Consider the following 20,972-nt stretch of genomic DNA (forward strand, 5'->3'; position numbering starts at 1 on the left):
CGGCAGGGAACGAAGCACCACCGACAGCGCACTCCACGGACACAGCGCACCACGGACACTGCGCACTCCACGGAAAAGGAACCTTCCATGGTCGAGCAGGACGAACGCTTCGACGTCGTGGTCCTCGGCGCCGGACCCGGCGGCTACGTCGCCGCGGTCCGCGCCGCCCAGCTTGGCAAGAGCGTCGCGGTCGTCGAGGAGAAGTACTGGGGCGGGGTCTGTCTCAACGTGGGCTGCATCCCCACCAAGGCCCTGCTGCGCAACGCCGAGCTGGCGCACATCTTCACCCGCGAGGCGAAGACCTTCGGCATCAGGGCCGACGGCCAGGTCACCTTCGACTACGGCGAGGCGTACCGCCGCAGCCGCAAGGTCGCCGACGGACGCGTCAAGGGCGTCCACTACCTGATGAAGAAGAACAAGATCACCGAGCTGGACGGGCGCGGCACCTTCCTCGACGCGCACACCCTCCAGGTGCGCGACTACGACGGCAACACCCGCACCATCGGCTTCGGCCACTGCATCATCGCCACCGGCGCCACCCCCAAGCTGCTCCCCGGCACCAAGCGCAGCGCGCGCGTGGTCACCTACGAGGAGCAGATCCTCGCCGAGGACCTCCCGCAGTCGATCGTCATCGCGGGCGCCGGCGCCATCGGCATCGAGTTCGCCTACGTCCTGCACAACTACGGCGTCAAGGTCACCGTCGTCGAGTTCCTGGACCGGATGGCCCCGCTGGAGGACGCCGAGGTCTCCGCCGAACTCGCCCGCCAGTACCGCAAGCTGGGCATCGACGTGCTCACCTCCACCCGCGTCGACGCCATCGACGAGTCCGGCCCGCAGGTCCGCGTCACCGTCACCGGCAAGGACGGCGCCCAGCGGGTCCTGGAGGCCGACAAGGTCCTCCAGGCCATCGGCTTCGCCCCGAACGTCACCGGCTACGGCCTGGAGAACACCGGCGTCAAGGTCACCGACCGGGGCGCGATCGACGTCGACGGCCACTGCCGTACGTCCGTCCCGCACCTCTACGCCATCGGCGACGTCACCGCCAAGCTGATGCTCGCGCACACCGCCGAGGCCATGGGGGTGATCGCCGCCGAGACCCTCGCCGACGCCGAGACGATGGAACTCGACTACGCGATGATCCCGCGCGCCACCTACTGCCAGCCGCAGATCGCCAGCTTCGGCTACACCGAGGCCCAGGCCCGCGACCTCGGACACGACGTCAAGGTGGCGAAGTTCCCCTTCACCGCCAACGGCAAGGCGCACGGCCTCGGCGACACCACCGGCTTCGTCAAGCTCATCAGCGACGCCAAGTACGGCGAGCTGCTCGGCGGCCATCTCATCGGCCCCGACGTCACCGAACTCCTCCCGGAGCTGACCCTGGCCCAGCAGTGGGACCTCACCGTCCACGAGGTCGCCCGCAACGTCCACGCCCACCCGACCCTGGGCGAGGCCGTCAAGGAGGCGGTGCACGGACTGGCCGGCCACATGATCAACATGTGAGCCGACGGCGGGGCCGCTCACCCGGACGGCCCCGCCGCGCTCGCCGTCCCAAGGCGCCCGCGATGTCCTGGCAGCAGCCACAGGACGCGAGCGACGGACGAGGGAGCGCGCCATGCCGGACAGCGGTGCGCCCTCCGGCCCCGGGGACGCCGTCGACCCGGAGGAACTGCGGCTGCTGCGCGCCCGGGTCGCGGCGCTGGAGACGGACCTGGACACGGTCCGCGCCGCACTCCCCACCGCCGCCCCCACTGAGGGGCCCGCCCGGCACCGGGCGCGCTCCGTGCTCGCGGTGGTCCTCGTCGTCCTCGGCTGTCTGCTGGCCCCGCTGAGCGTCGTCGCCGCCTGGAGCGCCGAACTGGTCGGGGACACCGGCCGCTATGTCGACACCGTCCGCCCCCTGGCCTCCGACCCGGACGTCCAGAACGCCGTCGCGGACGCCGTCTCCGACGCCGTCGTGGCCCGGCTCGACCTGCCGGTCCTGCTCCAGAGCGCGGCCCCGGACCGGCGGCCGCTGCTGGAACAGGCGCTCGGCGCGCTGGGCGAGCCCCTTCAGGACGCGGTCCGCAGCTTCGTCCACGACAAGGCGCGGGCGGTCGTCGCCTCGGCGGCCTTCGAACGGATCTGGGCCGACGCCAACCGGCGCGTCCATGACACCCTGGACAAGGCGCTCACCGGCAGCGGGGACGGCGCCGTCAGACTGGAGAAGGACAGCGTCACGCTCGACCTCGCCCCGGTCGTCGAGGACGTCAAGGAGCGCCTCGCCGACGACGGTCTGACGGTCGCCCGCCGCATCCCCACCCTGCACACCGACTTCACCCTCGTCCGCTCCGACGACATCGGCCGGATCCGCACCTATGTGCGCCTCCTGAAGCTGGCCGGGCTCTGGCTGCCCGTCGTGGCGGTCCTGCTGGTCGCGGCGGGCGTCCTGCTCGCCGGCCGGCGCCGCCGCGCCCTGATCGTCTCCGCGCTCGCCTTCGCCGTCACCACCCTGCTGCTCGGCGTCGCCCTCAGCGTGTTCCGGGTCGTCTACCTCGACGCCCTCCCGGCCGGTGTCTCCCAGCCCGCCGCCGGGGCCGTCTACGACACGCTGACCCGCTTCCTGCGCACCAGCGTGCGGGTCGTGGTCGCGCTCGGGGTGACGGTGGCCGTGGCCGCCTGGCTCACCGGGCCCGGCCGCGCGGCCGGTCTTGTCCGGCATCTGTGGCACTCCGGCATCGCCGCGGTCCGCGCCGCCGCGGGACACGCGGGGCTGCGCACCGGTCCGGTCGGGCCGTTCGTCCGCCGCTTCCGGCCGTGGATCACCTGGACCCTGGTCGGGGCGACCGTCCTGACCTACCTCCTGTGGCCGTACCCGACCGGCTGGGTCGTCATCGGGCTGGCGCTCACCCTGCTGTTCGCGCTGAGCGTGGCCGACTTCCTGGCGGCGGACGACACGGTGACCGGCGGTCCGCCGGGCCACGCGTCCACGAAGGAGACCCCCGTATGACCCCACCCGGCGCCTCGCCGTCCGGCGACCCGCACCGCGCCCCGCAGGGCGACATCGGCAGCGCCTGGTCCGCCCCGCCCGGCGGCCCGCGCCGCGCCGCACCGGCCCCGCAGGACACCCGTCGGGCCCGGGACGCCCGGCTCGCCGGTGGTGTCGCCTTCGCCGGGACGCTGATGCTGTGCGGCGGCGTCCTCGCCGTGCTCCAGGGCATCCCGGCCCTGACGGCGAACGGCGGCGGCTACCCCCGGACCGGCTCCTCCGCTTACGACGTCGACCTGACCGCCTGGGGCTGGATCCACGTGGTCCTCGGCGTCCTCGCCGCCGGCGCCGGGGCGGGCCTCCTCAAGGACGCGGCCTGGGCCCGCTACCCGGCCGTCTTCCTCGCCGCCCTCAGCCTGGTCACCCAGTTTCTGTTCCTCCCGCACCGGCCGCTGTGGTCGGTCACCGTCATGGCGATCGACGCCTTCGTGATCTGCGCGCTGGTGGCCCGCCAGGAACCCCCGTGACCTGACGGGGGAGCGGTGCAGGCCGGCGAAGGTCCATGTCGGATTCCTGCCAGCGCCGGACCGGTCCGGTCCCCGATGCTGGACGCATGCAGAACGGGATGCACACCGACCGGGACCGCTGTGTACGCGCCGTCCGCTCCAAGGACGCGCGGTTCGACGGCTGGTTCTTCACCGCGGTCACGACCACCGGCATCTACTGCCGGCCGAGCTGCCCGGTGGTACCGCCCAAGCCGGAGAACATGACCTTCCTGCCCAGCGCGGCCGCCTGCCAGCAGGCCGGCTTCCGCGCATGCAAGCGCTGCCGCCCGGACACCAGCCCCGGCTCCCCCGAGTGGAACCAGCGCGCCGACCTCGTGGCCCGCGCGATGCGGCTGATCGCCGACGGGGTCGTGGACCGGGACGGCGTCACGGGCCTCGCCGTCCGCCTCGGCTACAGCACCCGCCAGATCGAACGCCAGCTCCTCGCCGAACTCGGCGCCGGACCCCTCGCGCTGGCCCGCGCCCAGCGCGCGCAGACGGCCCGGCTGCTCATCGAGACCACCGGACTGCCCATGGCGGACGTGGCGTTCGCCGCCGGCTTCGCCTCCGTCCGCGCCTTCAACGACACCGTGCGGGAGGTCTTCGCGCTCTCCCCGACCGAACTGCGCGCCCGCGTGCCCGGCCGCGGCGGCGCCGGACCGGCCGGCCTCGCGACCCCGGGCACCCTCGCCCTCCGCCTCCCCTTCCGCGCCCCGCTCAACCCCGACAACCTCTTCGGACACCTCGCGGCGACCGGCGTACCGGGCGTGGAGGAATGGCGCGACGGCTCCTTCCGGCGCACCCTGCGCCTGCCCCACGGGCACGGTGTCGTGGCCCTCACCCCGCACCCCGACCACATCGGCTGCCGCCTCACCCTCACCGACCCGCGCGATCTCACCGTCGCCATCAGCCGCTGCCGGCGGATGCTCGACCTGGACGCCGATCCGGTCGCCGTGGACGACCAGTTGCGCACGGACCCGCTGCTCGCGCCGCTGGTCGACAAGGCCCCGGGACGCCGGGTGCCGCGCACGGTCGACGAGGCCGAGTTCGCCGTCCGCGCCGTCCTCGGCCAGCAGGTCTCCACCGCGGCGGCCCGCACCCACGCGGCCCGCCTGGTCACGGCGTACGGCGACCCGGTGGACGACCCGGAGGGCGGCCTCACCCACCTCTTCCCCACCCCCGAGGCGCTGGCGGCGGTGAACCCCGAGACCCTGCCGATGCCCCGCACCCGCCAGGCCACGTTCACCACGCTCACGAACCAACTGGCCTCAGGCGAGCTGCACTTGGACGTCGACAGCGACTGGACGGAGACCCGCGCCCGACTCCTCGCCCTCCCCGGCTTCGGCCCCTGGACCGTCGACGTCATCGCGATGCGCGCCCTCGGCGACCCCGACGCCTTCCTCCCCACCGACCTCGGAGTCCGGCGCGCCGCAAGCGAGTTGGGCCTCCCCGCCACCCCGGCGGCCCTCACCGCCCGCGCGGCCGCCTGGCGCCCCTGGCGCGCCTACGCGGTCCAGTACCTGTGGGCCACCGACAGCCACCCCATCAACTTCCTCCCCGCGTAAGGAAACCCGCGTGAGACACCACACCGTCATCGACAGCCCGTACGGCCCGCTCACCCTCGTCGCCGACGACGACGGCGTCCTGTGCGGCCTCTACATGACCGACCAGCGCCACCGCCCGCCCCAGGAGACCTTCGGTTCCCGCGACGACACCCTCTTCACGGAGACCGAGGAACAGCTAGCCGCCTACTTCGCCGCCGACCTCAAGGAGTTCACCGTCCCGCTGCGTCTGCACGGCACCCCCTTCCAGCAAAGGGTCTGGGCCGAACTCCGCAGAATCCCCTACGGCGAGACCCGCACGTACGGCGCCCTCGCCGCCACCCTCGGCACCCCGGGCGCCGCCCGCGCGGTGGGCCTCGCCAACGGCCGCAACCCCATCGGCATCATCGTCCCCTGCCACCGCGTCGTCGGCGCCGACGGCAACCTCACCGGCTACGGCGGCGGCCTCCCCCGCAAACGCCGCCTCCTGACCCACGAAACGGGAGCGGCGCTCTTCTAGTTCAGACCCCGGAGCCCTAAAACGCGAGCCCCCACCGCACGCCCGAGACAACGCCCAGCACGAGCGCCGGTGACACCCAGCGCGTTCCGGCCCGTTCGTCGTCCACCCCGGGCTCCTCGCCGCGCACTACGCGCCCTCGCCGGCCAGCGCGCCCAGCACCCGGGGCAGGGCCGTGCCGATCGGCTCGCGTACGACCTCGTCGGCGATGTCGTCGTACGGGGTCGGTTCGGCGTTCACGATGATCAGGCGGGCGCCGTGGTCGGCGGCGACCTGGGTGAGGCCCGCCGCCGGATGGACCTGGAGGCTGGTGCCGACGGCGAGGAAGACCGTGCACGCCTTGGCGATGGCGGCGGCCTCGCCGAGCACGACGGGGTCGAGGCGCTCGCCGAACATGATCGTCGCGGGCTTGAGGACACCGCCGCACTCCAGGCACGGCGGATCCTCCTCGCCCGCGTCGAGCCGGGCGAGCGCGTCCGCCATGGGACCCCGGCCATGGCACTTGACGCACACGTACTCCCGCGCCGTGCCGTGCAGTTCGAGTACCTTGCGGGCGGGCAGCCCGGCGAGCTGGTGGAGCCCGTCCACGTTCTGCGTGAGCACCCGCACCGGCACCCCGGAGCGCTCCAGCTCCACGACGGCCCGGTGCGCGACGTTCGGCTCGGCGCCCAGCGCCCCGGTGTCACGCCGCATCCGCCAGGCGCGGCGCCGGATCTCCGGATCCTTGACGTAGTACTCGTACGTGACGAGCTTCTCGGCCTCCGGGTCCCTGCGCCACAGCCCGTCCGGGCCGCGGTAGTCGGGGATGCCGGAGTCGGTGGAGACACCGGCGCCGGTCAGGACGGCGACGAGGGGCTTGCTCATGGGGGCGAGGGTAGGTCGGCGGGGCCGTGGGGCGCGAACGGATATCCGGGGCCCCGCAGCGGTGCTACCGTCCCGGCATGGCCAAGGTCACCGTCTCCCTCGACGCCGAACTCGTCGTCGAGATCATGGTTCTCTCCGGTGTGGGCAGTCCGCAGGACGCCGTCGAGCTGGTCGTGCGCGACTACATCGCGCGCGGGCACCGCACCGAGTCCCGGACCGCCGTACGCGACGAGGCGCTGCGCGAGGTGGACGCCAAGCCGAGCGACACGCAGGGCTGAACGGCACGGAGGTGAGCCCTCAGAGCACCCGGCGGCCGTTCTCCAGCTCGGCCGTGTCCGACCCTTCCGTCAGCACGTCGAGCGCGGCCAGCACCCGCAGGCCCAGCGAGCCCAGCAGATATTCGGTGATCTCCTCGCGGGCGACCAGGCGCCAGGACAGCAGCTCCTCCTCCTGGAGCTTGATCTCCTTGAGGTCCAGCTCGTCGAGCACCCCGCCGTCGAAGAGGTACGCCACCAGCGGCGGGCGGCCGGGACCGGTCGACCAGTCCACCGCGAGCAGCCGCCCCAGCGGACGGTCGAGACCGATCTCCTCCAGGGTCTCGCGGCGCGCGCCCTGACGCGGCGACTCGCCCTCGTCGGACTCGATCGTGCCGCCGGGCAGCGCCCATCCGTCACGGTAGTTGGGCTCGACGAGCAGGACCCGGCCCTCGGTGTCACGGAAGAGCGCCGCGGCACCGGCCAGGACACGGGGCAGGGAGGCGATGTACGCCGCGAAGTCGGACGTGCTGGAAGTGGTCATTCACTAAAGGTAACCACTGCGCGGAGCCGCTCATCGGACCGGTCACGAGCCCCCCGCCCCGCGGACACCCTCCGTGTCCGCCACCCCCACGGCGTGAACAGCGGTCATACGCTCATCAGTTCGCGGAGTGATCTTGTGAGCGCGGGTTGCCGCCAGCCGCACCGTCCGCTCCGCCAGCTCACTGATCCGCACCCCGTCGAACCCGAACACCGCACTGCGCACGGTGTCCTCCAACGGCTCCGTCCAGCGCCCGGGAATCGCCGCCGCCCCGGTCAGGACACCGGCCACGGACCCGGCCGTCGCCCCGTTGGAGTCGGTGTCCAGACCGCCGCGGACGGTCAGCGCGACGGTGCGCGTGAAGTCCCCGTCGCCGTACAGCAGTCCGGCGGTCAGAACGGCCGCGTTGGGGACCGTGTGGATCCAGCCCAGCCCGGCCGTCTCCCGCGCCGCCGTCGCGAGCGTCTCCTCCCAGGCCAGCCCCGCGTCGCGCAGAGCGGCGACCCGGCGCACGGTCCGCGCGAGCCGGCTGCCCGCCGGAACGACGGTCAGCCCCTCCTCGACGGCGTGCCGGACGGTCGGCGCGGTGAACGCCGCCGACACCGTCGCCGCCGCCCACATCGCGCCGTACACGCCGTTGCCGGTGTGCGACAGCACGGCGTCGCGCCGGGCCAGGGCGGCGGCCTCGCGCGGGGCGCCGGGGCAGGTCCAGCCGTAGATGTCGGCCCGGATCAGGGCACCGATCCACTCCTGGTACGGGTTGTCGTACGTCGCGGTGAGCGGCGGCCGCAGCCCGGCGGTGAGATTGCGGTAGGCGGCCCGCTCCGCCGTGAACGTCTGCCGGTAGGGCAGCCGCAGCAGCCACAGGTCGCCGACCTGCTCGGTGCTGAACCCGAAGCCGTGCGTCTCCAGCAGGTCGAGCCCGAGGACGGCGTAGTCCACGTCGTCGTCACGGCAGCTTCCGCGCACCCGCCCGCGGACACAGGCCCGCCACTCGGGACGCAGCAGTGCCGCGTCCTCCGCCGTCGGCGGCTCCGGCAGATAGTCGGTGAGCGGCAGCGCGTCCGCGCGGCGCAGATAGCCGTCGATGCGCTCGCGGGTCCACACCTCGCCCTGCTCGACGGGTTTGCCGAGCATGTTGCCCGCGATCCGGCCGAGCCAGCCTCCGAGCACTCGGTCGGCGAACTCCGGGTCGCTGCCCACAGAGGTCATGGCTCCGGTGTACCCGATTTCAGGCTTCGGGCACCGCATGACGGCGGACGCGTCGGCCGGTTAAGGTCGCAGCGGCGCGACTGGCCCCGCCGTGTGCGGGGCCCGGAGAGCAAGGGGACGGATCGTGGCGGACGCCGGAACGCAGGGCACCCGACGGGTGCTCGTGGCCGCGGACAAGTTCAAGGGGTCGCTGACGGCCGTGGAGGTCGCCGAGCGGGTGACGGCCGGGCTGCGCCGGGTCGTACCGGAGGCCCGGGTCGAGGCCCTGCCGGTCGCCGACGGCGGGGACGGCACGGTGGACGCGGCGGTCGCCGCCGGGTTCGAACGCCGGGAGGTCCCGGTCGCCGGGCCGCTCGGTCACGAGGTCACCGCCGCGTTCGCGGTGCGCGGGGACACCGCCGTCGTGGAGATGGCGGAGGCGAGCGGCCTCCAGCGGCTGCCGGCCGGGGTCTTCGCCCCGCTCACCGCGTCGACGTACGGCTCCGGCGAGCTGCTGCGGGCCGCGCTGGACGCGGGCGCGCGGACGATCGTGTTCGGGGTCGGCGGCAGCGCCACCACCGACGGCGGCGCGGGCATGCTCTCCGCGCTGGGCGCCCGGTTCCTCGACGACGAGGGGGAGCCCGTGGCCCCCGGCGGCGGCGGGCTCGCCCGGCTGGCCCGCGCGGACCTGTCGGGGCTCGACCCCCGGCTGTCCGCCGTCGACCTGGTCCTGGCGAGCGACGTCGACAACCCGCTGACCGGCCCGAAGGGCGCACCGGCCGTGTACGGCCCGCAGAAGGGCGCCTCCCCGGACGACGTCGAGACGCTGGACGCGGCGCTGACGCACTTCGCGAAGGTGCTGGAGGACGCCGTCGGTCCCGAGGCGGCGGAGCACGCGGCCGCGCCGGGCGCGGGCGCCGCGGGCGGCATCGGCTACGGCGCGCTGCTCCTGGGCGCCCGGTTCCGCCCCGGGATCGAGGTGATGCTCGACGTGCTGGGCTTCGCCCCGGCCCTGGAGCGGGCCGAGCTGGTGATCACCGGGGAGGGCTCGCTGGACGAGCAGACCTTGCACGGCAAGGCCCCGGCCGGGGTCGCCGCGGCGGCCCGCGCGGCCGGCAAGGAGGTCGTCGCCGTCTGCGGCCGCCTCGCCCTGCCCCCACAGGCCCTCGGCCGGGCCGGCATCCGCCGGGCCTACCCCCTGACGGAGATCGAACCGGACATCACCACGTGCATCTCCGAGGCGGGCCCGATCCTGGAGCGGGTGGCGGAACAGATCGCCCGAGACTTCCTGACCTGACACCCACGGAGGAGCCACCCCCTCCAGGGGCGCGGGGAACTGCGCGACCGGCCACGACGGCGCCGCACCCGAAACACACGAGAGGGGCCCCGGGTCAAAGACCCGGGGCCCCTCTCACGGAGCGTGTGGCGCTACGGCAACTGCGCCGCCCGCGCCTCCCGCCGATTGTCGCGGAAGTTGTTCACCCGGCGAGCCGTGGCGAACAGCGGAATGACCGCACCCATGACGAGCTGGAGCGCGCAGCCCGTCTGCAGGAGGAGCTGTCCGCTCGGGGCGTCGAACGCCCACGCGGCCAGCAGGCCCATCGACAGCACGATCCAGGACAGCATCGCGCCGGCGAGCCGGCCCCGCGGCTTGGGGTACTCGACCCGGCTCACCATCAGCCAGGCGGTGCCCAGGATGGCGAGGAGCGTCGCCACGAAGGGCAGCTCCAGGAGCACGATCGAGACGACCGTCAGCGCGCCGAACGGCGAGGGCATGCCCTGGAAGGTGCCGTTGCGCGGAGTGACACAGGAGAATCTCGCGAGCCGCAGCACGACCGCCAGCAGGACGACGATCGCGCCGACCGCCGCCACCCGCTGGTGGGCGTCGTCGGCGACCATGCCGTAGACCAGGACGAAGTACGCCGGGGCCAGGCCGAAGCTGATCAGGTCCGAGAGGTTGTCCAGCTCGGCGCCCATCGGGGAGGAGCGCAGCTTGCGCGCCACCAGCCCGTCGAAGAGGTCGAAGACCGCCGCGCAGAGCATGAGGATGACCGCCGTGGCCGCGCTGTGGCGGGCCATGCCGGATTCCTGGCTGCCGGTGAGGTGCGGGATCAGGATGCCGGTGGTGGTGAAGTACACCGCCATGAACCCGCACGTGGCGTTGCCGAGGGTGAGGGTGTCCGCTATCGACAGGCGGAGAGAGAGGGGCATCTCCTCCTCTTCGTCCACCTCGTCGGCGTCCGGCACCCAGCCGGCCTGGGTCTGTGGGTCAATCACGGTCAATGCGAGTCACCCCTGCCACGGTCTTCTGCCCGACCTCGACCGCGACCTCCACGCCCTCGGGCAGGTAGATGTCCACGCGGGAGCCGAAGCGGATCAGACCGATCCGGTCGCCCTGCTCCACCTTCGTGCCCTCGGGGATGTAGGGGACGATACGGCGGGCCACGGCACCGGCGATCTGGATCATCTCGATGTCACCGAGCTCGGTGTCGAAGTGCCAGACGACGCGCTCGTTGTTCTCGCTCTCCTTGTTGAAAGCCGGAACGAACCCGCCGGGGATGTGCTCGACCGACGTGACCGTGCCGGAGAGCGGCGCGCGGTTGACGTGGACGTTGAGCGGGCTCATGAAGATCGCGACCCGGGTGCGCCCGTCCTTCCACGGCATGATGCTCTGCACCACACCGTCGGCGGGGGAGATGACCCGCCCGGAGGCGATCTCGCGCTCGGGGTCACGGAAGAACCACAGCATGCCCGCCGCGAGAGCGGTGGCGGGCACGGCGACGGCCTTGGCGACGCCCGAGCGGCGGGCGCGGACCAGGCTGACGGCTGCGGTGGCGACGGTCGGCAGGAGCCACGGCGATGCTCCGCGCGCGAGGCGTGCGCCCACCAGGCTGTCGCGGTGTGCAGAGGTTTGGCTGTGGGGCATGGATGACCTTCGTAGCGGATGATGCCGCGCTTCGACGGGGGGACGGCGGCTTTCCGGCGATCGTAGCGGTTCGGGGCCACAACTGGGTAAGTCAGGAAGCCGAGTCGGTTGCCGGTGTGGGTCAAGGGGGTGTGATCTTCTTCTCGAAGAAAACACCCCCAACCCTGACAACTAGCCCTGGAACCGGTACTCCTCCAGCAGGCGGCGCCCGATGATCATTTTCTGGATCTCGGCGGTGCCTTCACCGATCAGCAACATCGGGGCCTCCCGGTAGAGGCGCTCGATCTCGTACTCCTTGGAGAAGCCGTATCCCCCGTGGATACGGAAGGCGTCCTCCACGACCTCCTTGCAGTACTCGGAGGCGAGGTACTTCGCCATCCCGGCCTCGAGGTCGTTTCGTTCGCCGGAGTCCTTTTTGCGTGCGGCGTTCACCATCATGGCATGGGCCGCCTCGACCTTGGTAGCCATCTCGGCCAGCTTGAACTGGATGGCCTGGTGCTGGGCGATCGGCTTGCCGAAAGTGTGACGCTGCTGGGCGTACTGGACACCGAGTTCGAACGCACGCTGAGCGACGCCGCAGCCACGCGCCGCCACGTTCACGCGGCCCACCTCGACGCCGTCCATCATTTGGTAAAAACCTCGGCCGGTGACGCCGCCGAGCACCCGGTCGGCGGGAATCCGCAGGCCATCCATGATGAGCTCGGTCGTGTCGACGCCCTTGTAGCCCATCTTGTCGATCTTGCCCGGGATGGTGAGGCCGGGGCGGACCTCTCCGAAGCCGGGCTCCTTCTCGATCAGGAAGGTCGTCATCGACTTGTGGGGCGCGGTGCCCTCGGGGTGTCCTTCGTCACTTCGCACCAGAACGGCCACGAGCGACGACGTTCCGCCGTTCGTCAGCCACATCTTCTGGCCGTTGAGGACGTACTCCTCGCCGTCCTTGACGGCCTTGGAGGTGATGGCCGACACGTCCGAGCCGAGGCCCGGCTCCGACATGGAGAACGCGCCCCGGATGTCGCCGGCCGCCATCCGCGGCAGGAAGTGGTCCTTCTGCTCCTGCGTGCCGTGCTGCTTGAGCATGTACGCCACGATGAAGTGCGTGTTGATGATGCCGGACACCGACATCCAGCCGCGGGCGATCTCCTCGACGCACAGCGCGTACGTCAGGAGCGACTCGCCCAGGCCGCCGTACTCCTCCGGGATCATCAGGCCGAACAGGCCGAGTTCCTTGAGGCCGTCGACGATCTGCTGCGGATACTCGTCACGGTGCTCCAGCTCGGTCGCGACCGGGATGATCTCCTTGTCCACGAAGTCGCGGACGGTGGAGAGGATCTCCTGCTGGATGTCGGTCAGACCGGCGGTCTGGGCGAGTCGCGCCATGGCTACTTCTCCGTCTTTTCGGCGGGGGTGTTCAGCTCCGGGCGGCCGGGCTGCTCACCGCCGCGCTCCTTGATGTACGTCTCGGTCGGCACCATCACCTTGCGGCGGAACACGCAGACGAGCGTGCCGTCCTGCTTGTAGCCCTTGGTCTCGACGTACACGATGCCGCGGTCGTTCTTCGACTTCGACGGCCACTTGTCGAGCACGGTCGTCTCGCCGTAGATCGTGTCGCCGTGGAAGGTCGGCGCCACGTGCCGGAGCGACTCGATCTCCAGGTTGGCGATCGCCTTGCCGGACACGTCCGGGACGGACATGCCGAGCAGCAGGGAGTAGATGTAGTTGCCCACCACGACGTTCTTGCCGAAGTCGGTCGTCTTCTCGGCGTAGTTGACGTCCATGTGGAGCGGGTGGTGGTTCATGGTGAGGAGACAGAAGAGGTGGTCGTCGTACTCGGTGACCGTCTTGCCGGGCCAGTGCTTGTAGACCGCGCCGACCTCGAACTCCTCGTAGGTGCGTCCGAACTGCATGGTGTTCAGCCCTCCGGGATCTCGAACTTGGAGGTGCGCTGCATGCCGGCGGCGCGGCCCTTGCCGGAGACGACCAGGGCCATCTTGCGGCTGGCCTCGTCGATCATCTCGTCGCCGAGCATCGCGGAGCCCTTCTTGCCGCCCGCCTCGGAGGTGTAGTAGTCGTACGCGTCCAGGATCAGCTCGGCGTGGTCGAAGTCCTCCTGGGACGGCGAGAAGATCTCGTTGGACGCCTCGACCTGGCCCGGGTGCAGCACCCACTTGCCGTCGAAGCCGAGCGCGGCGGCGCGCTGCGCGACCGCGCGGTAGCCGTCGACGTTGCGGATCTGGAGGTAGGGGCCGTCGATCGCCTGGAGGTCGTTGGCGCGGGCGGCCATCAGGATCTTCATCAGGATGTAGTGGTAGGCGTCCGCCGGGTAGCCGGGCGGCTGCTCGCCCACGACCAGCGACTTCATGTTGATGGACGCCATGAAGTCGGCCGGGCCGAAGATGATCGTCTCGATGCGCGGGGACGCCTGGGCGATCTCGTTGACGTTGTTGAGGCCCTGGGCGTTCTCGATCTGGGCCTCGATGCCGATCCGGCCGACCTCGAAGCCCATCGTCTTCTCGATCTGGGTCAGCAGCAGGTCCAGCGCCACGACCTGCTGGGCGTTCTGCACCTTCGGCAGCATGATGCAGTCGAGGTTCTGGCCGGCGCCCTCGACGACGGTCACGACGTCACGGTAGGTCCACTCGGTCGTCCAGTCGTTGACCCGCACGACCCTGGTCTTGCCCGTCCAGTCGCCCTCGTTGAGGAACTTGACGATGGTGTGCCGCGCCTCGGGCTTGGCGAGCGGAGCGCACGCGTCCTCCAGGTCCAGGAAGACCTGGTCCGCCGGGAGACCCTGCGCCTTCTCCAGGAAGCGCGGGTTGCTGCCCGGGACCGCGAGACACGAGCGGCGGGGACGCAGACGGTTGACGGTCATGCGGGGACCTCCAGGGGGTCGAGCTTGTTCGCTTTCCGGATCTCGTCGACGATGCGGCCGATGATGCCGGTGATGTCGAAGTCCTTCGGGGTGAAGACGGCGGCCACACCGGCGGCCTTGAGCTGCTCGGCGTCACCATTCGGGATGATGCCACCGGCGATCACCGGTATATCTGTGGCACCGGCCACACGGAGCCGTTCGAGCACGTCCGGGACCAGTTGGGCGTGCGAGCCGGACAGGATCGACAGGCCCACCGCGTGCACGTCCTCGGCGAGGGCGGCGTCCACGATCTGCTCGGGGGTGAGCCGGATGCCCTGGTAGACCACCTCGAAGCCGGCGTCGCGGGCGCGGACGGCGATCTGCTCGGCGCCGTTGGAGTGGCCGTCCAGGCCCGGCTTGCCGACCAGGAAGCGCAGCTTGCCCGAGCCCAGTTCGCGGGCGGTGGCGTCCACCTTCGCGCGCACCTCGGCGAGGGCGGAGCCCTGTTCGGCGGGGACGGCCACCGGCGCGGACGACACCCCGGTCGGGGCGCGGAACTCGCCGAACACCTCGCGCAGCGCCCCGGCCCACTCGCCGGTGGTGACACCGGCGCGGGCGCACTCCAGGGTGGCCTCCATGAGGTTGTCGGTGCCCTTGGCGGCCTCCTTCAGCCGCTCCAGCGCCTTGCAGGGGCGCGGGTGGTTGAACGGCGGCTGGTAGCGGGTGTCGCGCCACTGCTGGAGCGAGGCGATGACCCGGGCCTCCACGGCCGGGTCGACCGTCTGGATCGCCGTGTCGAGGTCGGCGGTCAGCGGGTTGGGCTCGGTGGTCTCGAAGATGTTGACGCCGATGATCTTCTCCTGCCCGGACTCGATCCGGGCCCGGCGCTCGGCGTGCGAGGAGACGAGCTGCGACTTGAGGTAGCCGGACTCGACGGCGGCCATCGCGCCGCCCATCTCCTGGATCCGGTCGATCTCCGCGAGGGAGTCCTCGACCAGCTTCTGGACCTTCTCCTCGATCACGTGCGAGCCGGCGAAGATGTCCTCGTACTCCAGCAGGTCGCTCTCGTGGGCCAGCACCTGCTGGATGCGCAGCGACCACTGCTGGTCCCACGGCCGGGGCAGGCCGAGGGCCTCGTTCCAGGCCGGGAGCTGCACGGCACGCGCGCGGGCGTCCTTGGAGAGGGTGACGGCCAGCATCTCCAGCACGATCCGCTGGACGTTGTTCTCCGGCTGCGCCTCGGTCAGGCCGAGGGAGTTGACCTGGACGCCGTAGCGGAAGCGGCGCTGCTTGGCGTTCTCGATGCCGTAGCGCTCGCGGGTGACCTCGTCCCAGATGCGGCCGAAGGCGCGCATCTTGCACATCTCCTCGATGAAGCGGACGCCCGCGTTCACGAAGAAGGAGATGCGGGCGACGACGTCACCGAACTTCTCGGCCGGCACCTGGCCGGAGTCGCGGACGGCGTCGAGGACGGCGATGGCGGTGGACATCGCGTACGCGATCTCCTGGACCGGGGTGGCTCCCGCCTCCTGCAGGTGGTAGCTGCAGATGTTGATCGGGTTCCACTTCGGGATGTGGGAGACCGTGTACGCGATCATGTCCGTCGTCAGCCGGAGCGAGGGTCCCGGCGGGAACACATGGGTGCCCCGGGACAGGTACTCCTTGACGATGTCGTTCTGGGTCGTGCCCTGGAGCCGGGTGATGTCCGCACCCTGCTCCTCGGCGACGACCTGATAGAGCGCCAGCAGCCACATGGCGGTGGCGTTGATCGTCATCGAGGTGTTCATCTGCTCCAGGGGGATGTCCTGGAACAGCCGGCGCATGTCACCGACGTGGGCGATCGGCACGCCGACCCGGCCGACCTCGCCGCGGGCGAGGATGTGGTCGGAGTCGTAGCCGGTCTGGGTCGGCAGGTCGAACGCGACCGACAGACCCGTCTGGCCCTTGGCGAGGTTGCGCCGGTACAGCTCGTTGGACGCCTCGGCCGTGGAGTGACCGGCGTACGTGCGCATGAGCCACGGCCGGTCCTTCTCCCGCCTGCCTTCGGCGGGCTGACGCTCAGTCATCTATGACCTCGGGTGTCTCAGATGTTGCGGAAGCGGTTGATGGCGTCGAGGTGCTTGGCACGCAGTTCCTCGTCGCGGACGCCGAGACCTTCCTGGGGGGCCAGGCAGAGCACGCCGACCTTGCCCTGGTGGAGGTTGCGGTGCACGTCGTAGGCGGCCTGGCCGGTCTCCTCCAGGGCGTAGACCTTCGACAGGGTCGGGTGGATCTTGCCCTTGGCGATGAGCCGGTTGGCCTCCCACGCCTCGCGGTAGTTGGCGAAGTGCGAGCCGATGATCCGCTTCAGGGACATCCACAGGTACCGGTTGTCGTACTCGTGCATGTAGCCCGAGGTGGAGGCGCAGGTGGTGATGGTGCCGCCCTTGCGGGTGACGAAGACGCTGGCGCCGAAGGTCTCGCGGCCGGGGTGCTCGAAGACGATGTCGATGTCCTCGCCGCCGGTGAACTCGCGGATGCGCTTGCCGAAGCGCTTCCACTCCTTCGGGTCCTGGGTCCGCTCGTCCTTCCAGAACTTGTAGCCCTCGGCGCTGCGGTCGATGATCGCCTCGGCGCCCATCGAGCGACAGATGTCCGCCTTCTGCTCGCTGGAGACGACACAGATCGGGTTGGCGCCGCCGGCCAGCGCGAACTGCGTGGCGTAGGAGCCGAGGCCGCCGCTGGCGCCCCAGATCAGGACGTTGTCGCCCTGCTTCATGCCGGCGCCGTTGCGGGAGACGAGCTGCCGGTAGGCGGTGGAGTTGACCAGACCGGGGGCGGCGGCCTCCTCCCAGCTCAGATGGCCGGGCTTGGGCATGAGCTGGTTGGACTTGACGAGCGCGATCTCGGCGAGGCCGCCGAAGTTGGTCTCGAAGCCCCAGATGCGCTGCTCGGGGTCGAGCATCGTGTCGTTGTGGCCGTCGGACGACTCCAGCTCGACGCTGAGGCAGTGCGCGACGACCTCGTCACCGGGCTTCCAGGAGTTGACGCCGGGGCCGGTGCGCAGCACCACGCCCGCGAGGTCGGAGCCGATGATGTGGTACGGCAGGTCGTGGCGCTTGGTCAGCTCGCTGAGCCGGCCGTAGCGCTCCAGGAAGCCGAACGTCGAGAGCGGCTCGAAGATCGAGGTCCACACCGAGTTGTAGTTGACCGAGGAGGCCATGACGGCCACCAGGGCCTCGCCCGGGCCCAGCTCGGGCAGGGGGACGTCGTCGAGGTGGATCGACTTGCGCGGGTCCTTGTCGCGGGTTTCCAGACCGGCGAACATCTCCGTCTCGTCCTTGTGGACGGTGATGGCGCGGTACGACTCGGGGAGCGGCAGGGCGGCGAAGTCGGCGGACGTGGAGTCCGGCGACTGGATCGCGTCCAGGATGGCCTGTGTGGTCACGGTGTTGCCTCCGGCGATGAGCGCCCTGAGGGCGGGGCGCTGAGGGTTACGTCGGGTGTGCTGCTGAGGGTTTGAGGGAGGTGCCGTCGGTTCGGCGGGTGGTGCTGGGTTCGGCAGCGCTTGGTGGCGCGGGAGGGTGCCTGTGACGCAGGCGTCCGGGCGCGCAGGCCATGTGCTTGCGGGGACAGCCGGCGTACGTATGGTCTCTGCACGCCGGCCGCCCGGACTCCTTCAACGTATGACACCGTGTGCCAGGCCGCAAGGCACTGAGTGCCACAACCTGGGCTCAGGTGAAATCTTTACGTAACAAATGAGCGATGATCGATCGAACGGGCTCCGAAACCCCCGGGAAATCCACGAGAAAAGGTGCCCTGACACGCCAAAACGGCCACCCCGTCGGGGTGGCCGTCGTCACAGCGCGGAAACGTGGGGGAGAGGCCCCTCAGCGCTCCTTGAGCGCCTGCTCGATGGTCCGCATGACCTCGTCCAGCGGGGCGTCCGTGCGGGCGACCGTCACCAGCACCTCGCCCCGGTCGGAGACCGCCGCGGGCGCCGGCCGCGGGGACGCCGCGGTGCCCCGCCCGGCCCCGATGCCCGTCCCGAAGGTCCGGCGCACGATCGCGAACGCGTGGTCGAGCTGCGCCTCCACGTCGCCCTGGCCGCCGGCCCTGAGCCAGCGCCGCAGCACATGGTTGTGGGCGGTGACCACCGCCGAGGCGGCGACCTCGGCCAGCAGCGGGTCGTCGTTGGCGTCGTCGTCGTGCGCGTGCTCGTCGAAGTGGCCCAGGAGATAGCGGGTGAACAGCCGCTCGTAGCGGGCCACCGAGGCGATCTCCGCCTCCCGCAGGGTCGGCACCTCGCGGGTCAGCTTGTAGCGGGCGACCGAGATCTCCGGCCGGGCCGCGTACATCTTCATGACCTCCTTGATGCCCCGGCACACCGTGTCGAGCGGATGCTCGTGCGCGGGCGCCGCGTTGAGCACCGCCTCGGCGCGGATCAGGGTGTCGTCGTGGTCGGGGAAGATCGCCTCTTCCTTGGAGCGGAAGTGCCGGAAGAAGGTGCGGCGGGCGACCCCGGCCGCGGCCGCGATCTCGTCGACGGTGGTCGCCTCGTACCCCTTGGTGGCGAACAGCTCCATGGCCGCGGCCGCCAGTTCTCGGCGCATCTTGAGGCGCTGGGCGGCCGCGCGGCCGCCGGCGGCACTCTCCGGCGCGTCGGGCGTGGCTGGTGTACGTGAGGACCTGGCGGGCTGGGGCATGACCCGAACGTACTGCATGTGCGCAGCTCGGTGCGCCTGTCCGGGGTTTCCCCCGCCCTCGACGGGCGGGGGTCCGCCGGTGGGGCCGAGCAGTCCGCCCCACTCCCGGTCGTCTGTGAACCAGTCGCCGACGCCGTCAGCGGCGGGCATATTCGCGGAAGCCACGGCCGGTCTTGCGGCCGAGGCAGCCCGCGGCCACCAGATGCTCCAGCAGCGGCGCCGGCGCGAGCCCGGGGTCCCGGAACTCGCGGTGCAGAACCTTCTCGATGGCCAGCGAGACGTCGAGCCCGACGACGTCCAGCAGCTCGAAGGGGCCCATCGGGTAGCCGCCGCCCAGCTTCATCGCGGCGTCGATGTCGTCCAGCGAGGCGTAGTGCTCCTGCACCATCTTGATCGCGTTGTTCAGGTACGGGAACAGCAGCGCGTTCACGATGAAACCGGCCCGGTCGCCGCAGTCCACGGCGTGCTTGCGGATCGTGCCGCAGACCTCGTGCACGGTCGCGTGGACGTCCTCGGCGGTCAGCACCGTGCGCACGACCTCGACCAGCTTCATCGCGGGCGCCGGGTTGAAGAAGTGCATGCCGATCACGTCCTGCGGACGCGTGGTGGCACGGGCGCAGGCCACGACGGGCAGCGACGAGGTGGTGGTGGCCAGGACGGCGCCCGGCTTGCAGACCTTGTCCAGCGTCGCGAAGAGCTGCTGCTTGACCTCCAGGTCCTCGGCGACCGCCTCCACGGCCAGATCGACCTCGGCGAAGGAGTCGTAGGACCCGGCCGGGGTGATCCGCTCCAGGGTCTGCGCGGCGGCCTCCGCCGTGAGCCGCCCCTTGTCGACGGAACGCGCCAGCGACTTGCCGATTCGGGCCTTCGCCGTCTGCGCCTTCTCCTCGCTGCGGGCGGCCAGGACGACGTCGTAGCCCGCCTTGGCGAAGACCTCGGCGATCCCGGAGGCCATCGTGCCCGAGCCCGCGACACCGACGCTGCGCACGGTCCGGCCCGCGGTCCCGGTGCCGCCGGCGGCCGGGGTGAGGGCGTCCGGCACGACCGTGGCGCTGCCCGGCGCCTCGTAGGTGTAGAAGCCGCGGCCCGCCTTGCGGCCGGTCAGGCCCGCCTCGCTGAGCTGCTTGAGGATCGGGGCGGGCGCGTGCAGCCGGTCGTGTGACTCGGCGTACATGGCGTCCAGGACCGTACGGGCGGTGTCGACGCCGATCAGGTCGAGCAGCGCCAGCGGGCCCATCGGCAGCCCGCAGCCCAGCCGCATCGCGGCGTCGATGTCCTCACGCGAGGCGTAGCGCGCCTCGTACATCGCGGCGGCCTGGTTGAGGTAGCCGAAGAGCAGTCCGTCGGCGACGAAACCGGGCCGGTCGCCGACCGCGACGGGCTCCTTGCCGAGGTCCAGGGCGAGGTTGGTGACGGCGGTGACGGCGGTCGGCGCGGTCAGCACCGAGGAGACCACCTCGACCAGCTTCATGGCCGGCGCCGGGTTGAAGAAGTGCAGGCCGAGGACCCGCTCCGGGCGGGCCGACTCGGCGGCGAGCCGGGTCACGGACAGCGCGTTGGTGCCGGTCGCGAGGATGGCGTCGGGACGCACGATCCCGTCCAGCTCACGGAAGATCTGCTGCTTGATCTCGTACGACTCCGGCGCCACCTCGATCACCAGGTCGGCGTCGGCCGCCGTGCGCAGGTCGGTGGAGACGCGCACCCGGGCCAGGGCCTCGGCGCGCTCCTGCCCGGTCAGCCGGCCGCGCTCCACGGCACGGGCGGTGGAGGCTTCCAGACCGGCGAGCGAACGCGCCGCCTGGGCCTCGCTGATGTCGATGCCGAGCACCGTGCGACCGGCCTTGGCGAGGACCTCGGCGATGCCGGTGCCCATGGTGCCGAGGCCGACCACGGCGATCGTCCGCAGCGGGGACAGAGAGGTGTCGGACAGGGGAGTGGCCATCGCGGGACTCCAGAAAAGAGGGTGACGACTGGGAGACACGCCCGGGTGCGCCGAGGGAGCCCTCGCGGGCCGTGGCGCACCGGGGTGCGTGAAGAGAGATGCGGGTGATTCCGGGCTGCGAGCGCACACGCCCGGTGCCGTACACCGCGGGCG

The 20,972-nt window shown here is 71.4% G+C and carries 19 protein-coding genes; 7 read left to right on the forward strand and 12 right to left on the reverse strand.

The features are described from left to right. Positions 1 to 87 precede the first annotated feature (87 nt). The 5 genes from lpdA (at position 88) to AFM16_RS31145 (ending at position 5,571) form a co-directional block, all read left to right on the forward strand. A complete protein-coding gene (lpdA, locus tag AFM16_RS31125; RefSeq protein WP_078635749.1) occupies positions 88 to 1,500 on the forward strand; it encodes a dihydrolipoyl dehydrogenase in 1,413 nt (470 codons plus the stop codon). Between the two features lie 112 nt (positions 1,501 to 1,612). Next, positions 1,613 to 2,986 carry a hypothetical protein gene (locus AFM16_RS31130; RefSeq protein WP_078635751.1) on the forward strand — a complete coding sequence of 458 codons (1,374 nt, stop codon included), beginning with the start codon at positions 1,613 to 1,615 and terminating at the stop codon, positions 2,984 to 2,986. Continuing rightward, complete coding sequence (locus AFM16_RS31135) at positions 2,983 to 3,492, forward strand: DUF7144 family membrane protein (protein WP_078635753.1); 510 nt, start codon at positions 2,983 to 2,985, stop codon at positions 3,490 to 3,492. The genes AFM16_RS31130 and AFM16_RS31135 overlap by 4 nt, the downstream gene beginning before the upstream one ends. An 86-nt stretch (positions 3,493 to 3,578) precedes the next feature. Continuing rightward, positions 3,579 to 5,075: an AlkA N-terminal domain-containing protein gene (locus AFM16_RS31140; protein WP_078635755.1), complete on the forward strand. Its 1,497-nt coding sequence runs from the start codon at positions 3,579 to 3,581 to the stop codon at positions 5,073 to 5,075. 10 nt (positions 5,076 to 5,085) lie between these two features. Then, on the forward strand, positions 5,086 to 5,571 hold the full coding sequence (locus AFM16_RS31145; protein ID WP_078635757.1) for a methylated-DNA--[protein]-cysteine S-methyltransferase: 486 nt from the start codon (positions 5,086 to 5,088) through the stop codon (positions 5,569 to 5,571). 126 nt (positions 5,572 to 5,697) lie between these two features. On the opposite strand, the gene AFM16_RS31150 is transcribed toward AFM16_RS31145, so the two are convergent. Beyond that, positions 5,698 to 6,432 carry an SIR2 family NAD-dependent protein deacylase gene (locus AFM16_RS31150; protein ID WP_078635758.1) on the reverse strand — a complete coding sequence of 245 codons (735 nt, stop codon included), beginning with the start codon at positions 6,430 to 6,432 and terminating at the stop codon, positions 5,698 to 5,700. A 77-nt stretch (positions 6,433 to 6,509) separates the two neighbouring features. Here AFM16_RS31150 and AFM16_RS31155 point away from each other — a divergent pair, with 77 nt between their 5' ends. Further along, positions 6,510 to 6,710 carry a hypothetical protein gene (locus AFM16_RS31155; protein ID WP_030789097.1) on the forward strand — a complete coding sequence of 67 codons (201 nt, stop codon included), beginning with the start codon at positions 6,510 to 6,512 and terminating at the stop codon, positions 6,708 to 6,710. 19 nt (positions 6,711 to 6,729) lie between these two features. On the opposite strand, the gene AFM16_RS31160 is transcribed toward AFM16_RS31155, so the two are convergent. Together AFM16_RS31160 and AFM16_RS31165 are read right to left on the reverse strand one after the other, a co-directional pair. Then, the gene (locus AFM16_RS31160) at positions 6,730 to 7,230 is read right to left on the reverse strand and encodes an NUDIX domain-containing protein (RefSeq protein ID WP_078635760.1); all 501 of its coding nucleotides are present in this window, start codon (positions 7,228 to 7,230) and stop codon (positions 6,730 to 6,732) included. 42 nt (positions 7,231 to 7,272) lie between these two features. Beyond that, a complete protein-coding gene (locus AFM16_RS31165; RefSeq protein WP_078635762.1) occupies positions 7,273 to 8,439 on the reverse strand; it encodes an ADP-ribosylglycohydrolase family protein in 1,167 nt (388 codons plus the stop codon). A gap of 124 nt (positions 8,440 to 8,563) precedes the next feature. On the opposite strand from AFM16_RS31165, the gene AFM16_RS31170 reads away from it, so the two are divergent. Beyond that, positions 8,564 to 9,715: a glycerate kinase gene (locus tag AFM16_RS31170; protein WP_078635764.1), complete on the forward strand. Its 1,152-nt coding sequence runs from the start codon at positions 8,564 to 8,566 to the stop codon at positions 9,713 to 9,715. 131 nt (positions 9,716 to 9,846) lie between these two features. Here AFM16_RS31170 and pssA read toward each other — a convergent pair whose 3' ends face one another. The 9 genes from pssA to AFM16_RS31215 form a co-directional block, all read right to left on the reverse strand. Continuing rightward, positions 9,847 to 10,665 (reverse strand): CDP-diacylglycerol--serine O-phosphatidyltransferase, encoded by an 819-nt coding sequence (gene pssA / locus AFM16_RS31175; RefSeq protein WP_078635766.1) that lies wholly within the window; start codon positions 10,663 to 10,665, stop codon positions 9,847 to 9,849. Between the two features lie 22 nt (positions 10,666 to 10,687). After that, positions 10,688 to 11,344 carry a phosphatidylserine decarboxylase gene (locus tag AFM16_RS31180; protein ID WP_030789115.1) on the reverse strand — a complete coding sequence of 219 codons (657 nt, stop codon included), beginning with the start codon at positions 11,342 to 11,344 and terminating at the stop codon, positions 10,688 to 10,690. Between the two features lie 171 nt (positions 11,345 to 11,515). Continuing rightward, the gene (locus tag AFM16_RS31185) at positions 11,516 to 12,721 is read right to left on the reverse strand and encodes an acyl-CoA dehydrogenase family protein (RefSeq protein WP_030789118.1); all 1,206 of its coding nucleotides are present in this window, start codon (positions 12,719 to 12,721) and stop codon (positions 11,516 to 11,518) included. 2 nt (positions 12,722 to 12,723) lie between these two features. Further along, entirely contained in the window at positions 12,724 to 13,248 is a 525-nt protein-coding gene (locus AFM16_RS31190; protein ID WP_030789121.1) for a MaoC family dehydratase, read from the reverse strand. A gap of 5 nt (positions 13,249 to 13,253) precedes the next feature. Beyond that, positions 13,254 to 14,213, reverse strand: coding sequence for an HpcH/HpaI aldolase/citrate lyase family protein (locus AFM16_RS31195; RefSeq protein ID WP_030789124.1), 960 nt, complete (start codon positions 14,211 to 14,213; stop codon positions 13,254 to 13,256). Further along, positions 14,210 to 16,258 (reverse strand): ethylmalonyl-CoA mutase, encoded by a 2,049-nt coding sequence (locus AFM16_RS31200; RefSeq protein WP_030789126.1) that lies wholly within the window; start codon positions 16,256 to 16,258, stop codon positions 14,210 to 14,212. Before AFM16_RS31200 ends, AFM16_RS31195 begins: the two co-directional genes overlap by 4 nt. A 17-nt stretch (positions 16,259 to 16,275) precedes the next feature. Beyond that, on the reverse strand, positions 16,276 to 17,619 hold the full coding sequence (ccrA, locus tag AFM16_RS31205) for a crotonyl-CoA carboxylase/reductase (RefSeq protein WP_030789127.1): 1,344 nt from the start codon (positions 17,617 to 17,619) through the stop codon (positions 16,276 to 16,278). A 442-nt stretch (positions 17,620 to 18,061) separates the two neighbouring features. Next, on the reverse strand, positions 18,062 to 18,877 hold the full coding sequence (locus AFM16_RS31210) for a TetR family transcriptional regulator (RefSeq protein WP_037875646.1): 816 nt from the start codon (positions 18,875 to 18,877) through the stop codon (positions 18,062 to 18,064). 136 nt (positions 18,878 to 19,013) lie between these two features. Further along, complete coding sequence (locus AFM16_RS31215) at positions 19,014 to 20,819, reverse strand: 3-hydroxyacyl-CoA dehydrogenase family protein (protein ID WP_030789131.1); 1,806 nt, start codon at positions 20,817 to 20,819, stop codon at positions 19,014 to 19,016. Positions 20,820 to 20,972: the final 153 nt, after the last annotated feature.

Source organism: Streptomyces antibioticus, from assembly GCF_002019855.1.
In the GTDB taxonomy this organism is placed as follows: domain Bacteria; phylum Actinomycetota; class Actinomycetes; order Streptomycetales; family Streptomycetaceae; genus Streptomyces; species Streptomyces antibioticus_B.

Excerpts from the sequence above, each read along its gene's own strand:
- AFM16_RS31160 (WP_078635760.1), bottom strand. The coding sequence starts at position 7,230 with ATGACCACTTCCAGCACGTCCGACTTCGCGGCGTACATCGCCTCCCTG.
- AFM16_RS31140 (WP_078635755.1), top strand. The coding sequence starts at position 3,579 with ATGCAGAACGGGATGCACACCGACCGGGACCGCTGTGTACGCGCCGTC.
- AFM16_RS31165 (WP_078635762.1), bottom strand. The coding sequence starts at position 8,439 with ATGACCTCTGTGGGCAGCGACCCGGAGTTCGCCGACCGAGTGCTCGGA.
- AFM16_RS31155 (WP_030789097.1), top strand. The coding sequence starts at position 6,510 with ATGGCCAAGGTCACCGTCTCCCTCGACGCCGAACTCGTCGTCGAGATC.
- AFM16_RS31150 (WP_078635758.1), bottom strand. The coding sequence starts at position 6,432 with ATGAGCAAGCCCCTCGTCGCCGTCCTGACCGGCGCCGGTGTCTCCACC.
- AFM16_RS31195 (WP_030789124.1), bottom strand. The coding sequence starts at position 14,213 with ATGACCGTCAACCGTCTGCGTCCCCGCCGCTCGTGTCTCGCGGTCCCG.
- AFM16_RS31190 (WP_030789121.1), bottom strand. The coding sequence starts at position 13,248 with ATGCAGTTCGGACGCACCTACGAGGAGTTCGAGGTCGGCGCGGTCTAC.
- AFM16_RS31185 (WP_030789118.1), bottom strand. The coding sequence starts at position 12,721 with ATGGCGCGACTCGCCCAGACCGCCGGTCTGACCGACATCCAGCAGGAG.
- AFM16_RS31210 (WP_037875646.1), bottom strand. The coding sequence starts at position 18,877 with ATGCCCCAGCCCGCCAGGTCCTCACGTACACCAGCCACGCCCGACGCG.
- AFM16_RS31135 (WP_078635753.1), top strand. The coding sequence starts at position 2,983 with ATGACCCCACCCGGCGCCTCGCCGTCCGGCGACCCGCACCGCGCCCCG.
- lpdA (WP_078635749.1), top strand. The coding sequence starts at position 88 with ATGGTCGAGCAGGACGAACGCTTCGACGTCGTGGTCCTCGGCGCCGGA.
- AFM16_RS31200 (WP_030789126.1), bottom strand. The coding sequence starts at position 16,258 with ATGACTGAGCGTCAGCCCGCCGAAGGCAGGCGGGAGAAGGACCGGCCG.
- AFM16_RS31180 (WP_030789115.1), bottom strand. The coding sequence starts at position 11,344 with ATGCCCCACAGCCAAACCTCTGCACACCGCGACAGCCTGGTGGGCGCA.
- AFM16_RS31130 (WP_078635751.1), top strand. The coding sequence starts at position 1,613 with ATGCCGGACAGCGGTGCGCCCTCCGGCCCCGGGGACGCCGTCGACCCG.
- AFM16_RS31215 (WP_030789131.1), bottom strand. The coding sequence starts at position 20,819 with ATGGCCACTCCCCTGTCCGACACCTCTCTGTCCCCGCTGCGGACGATC.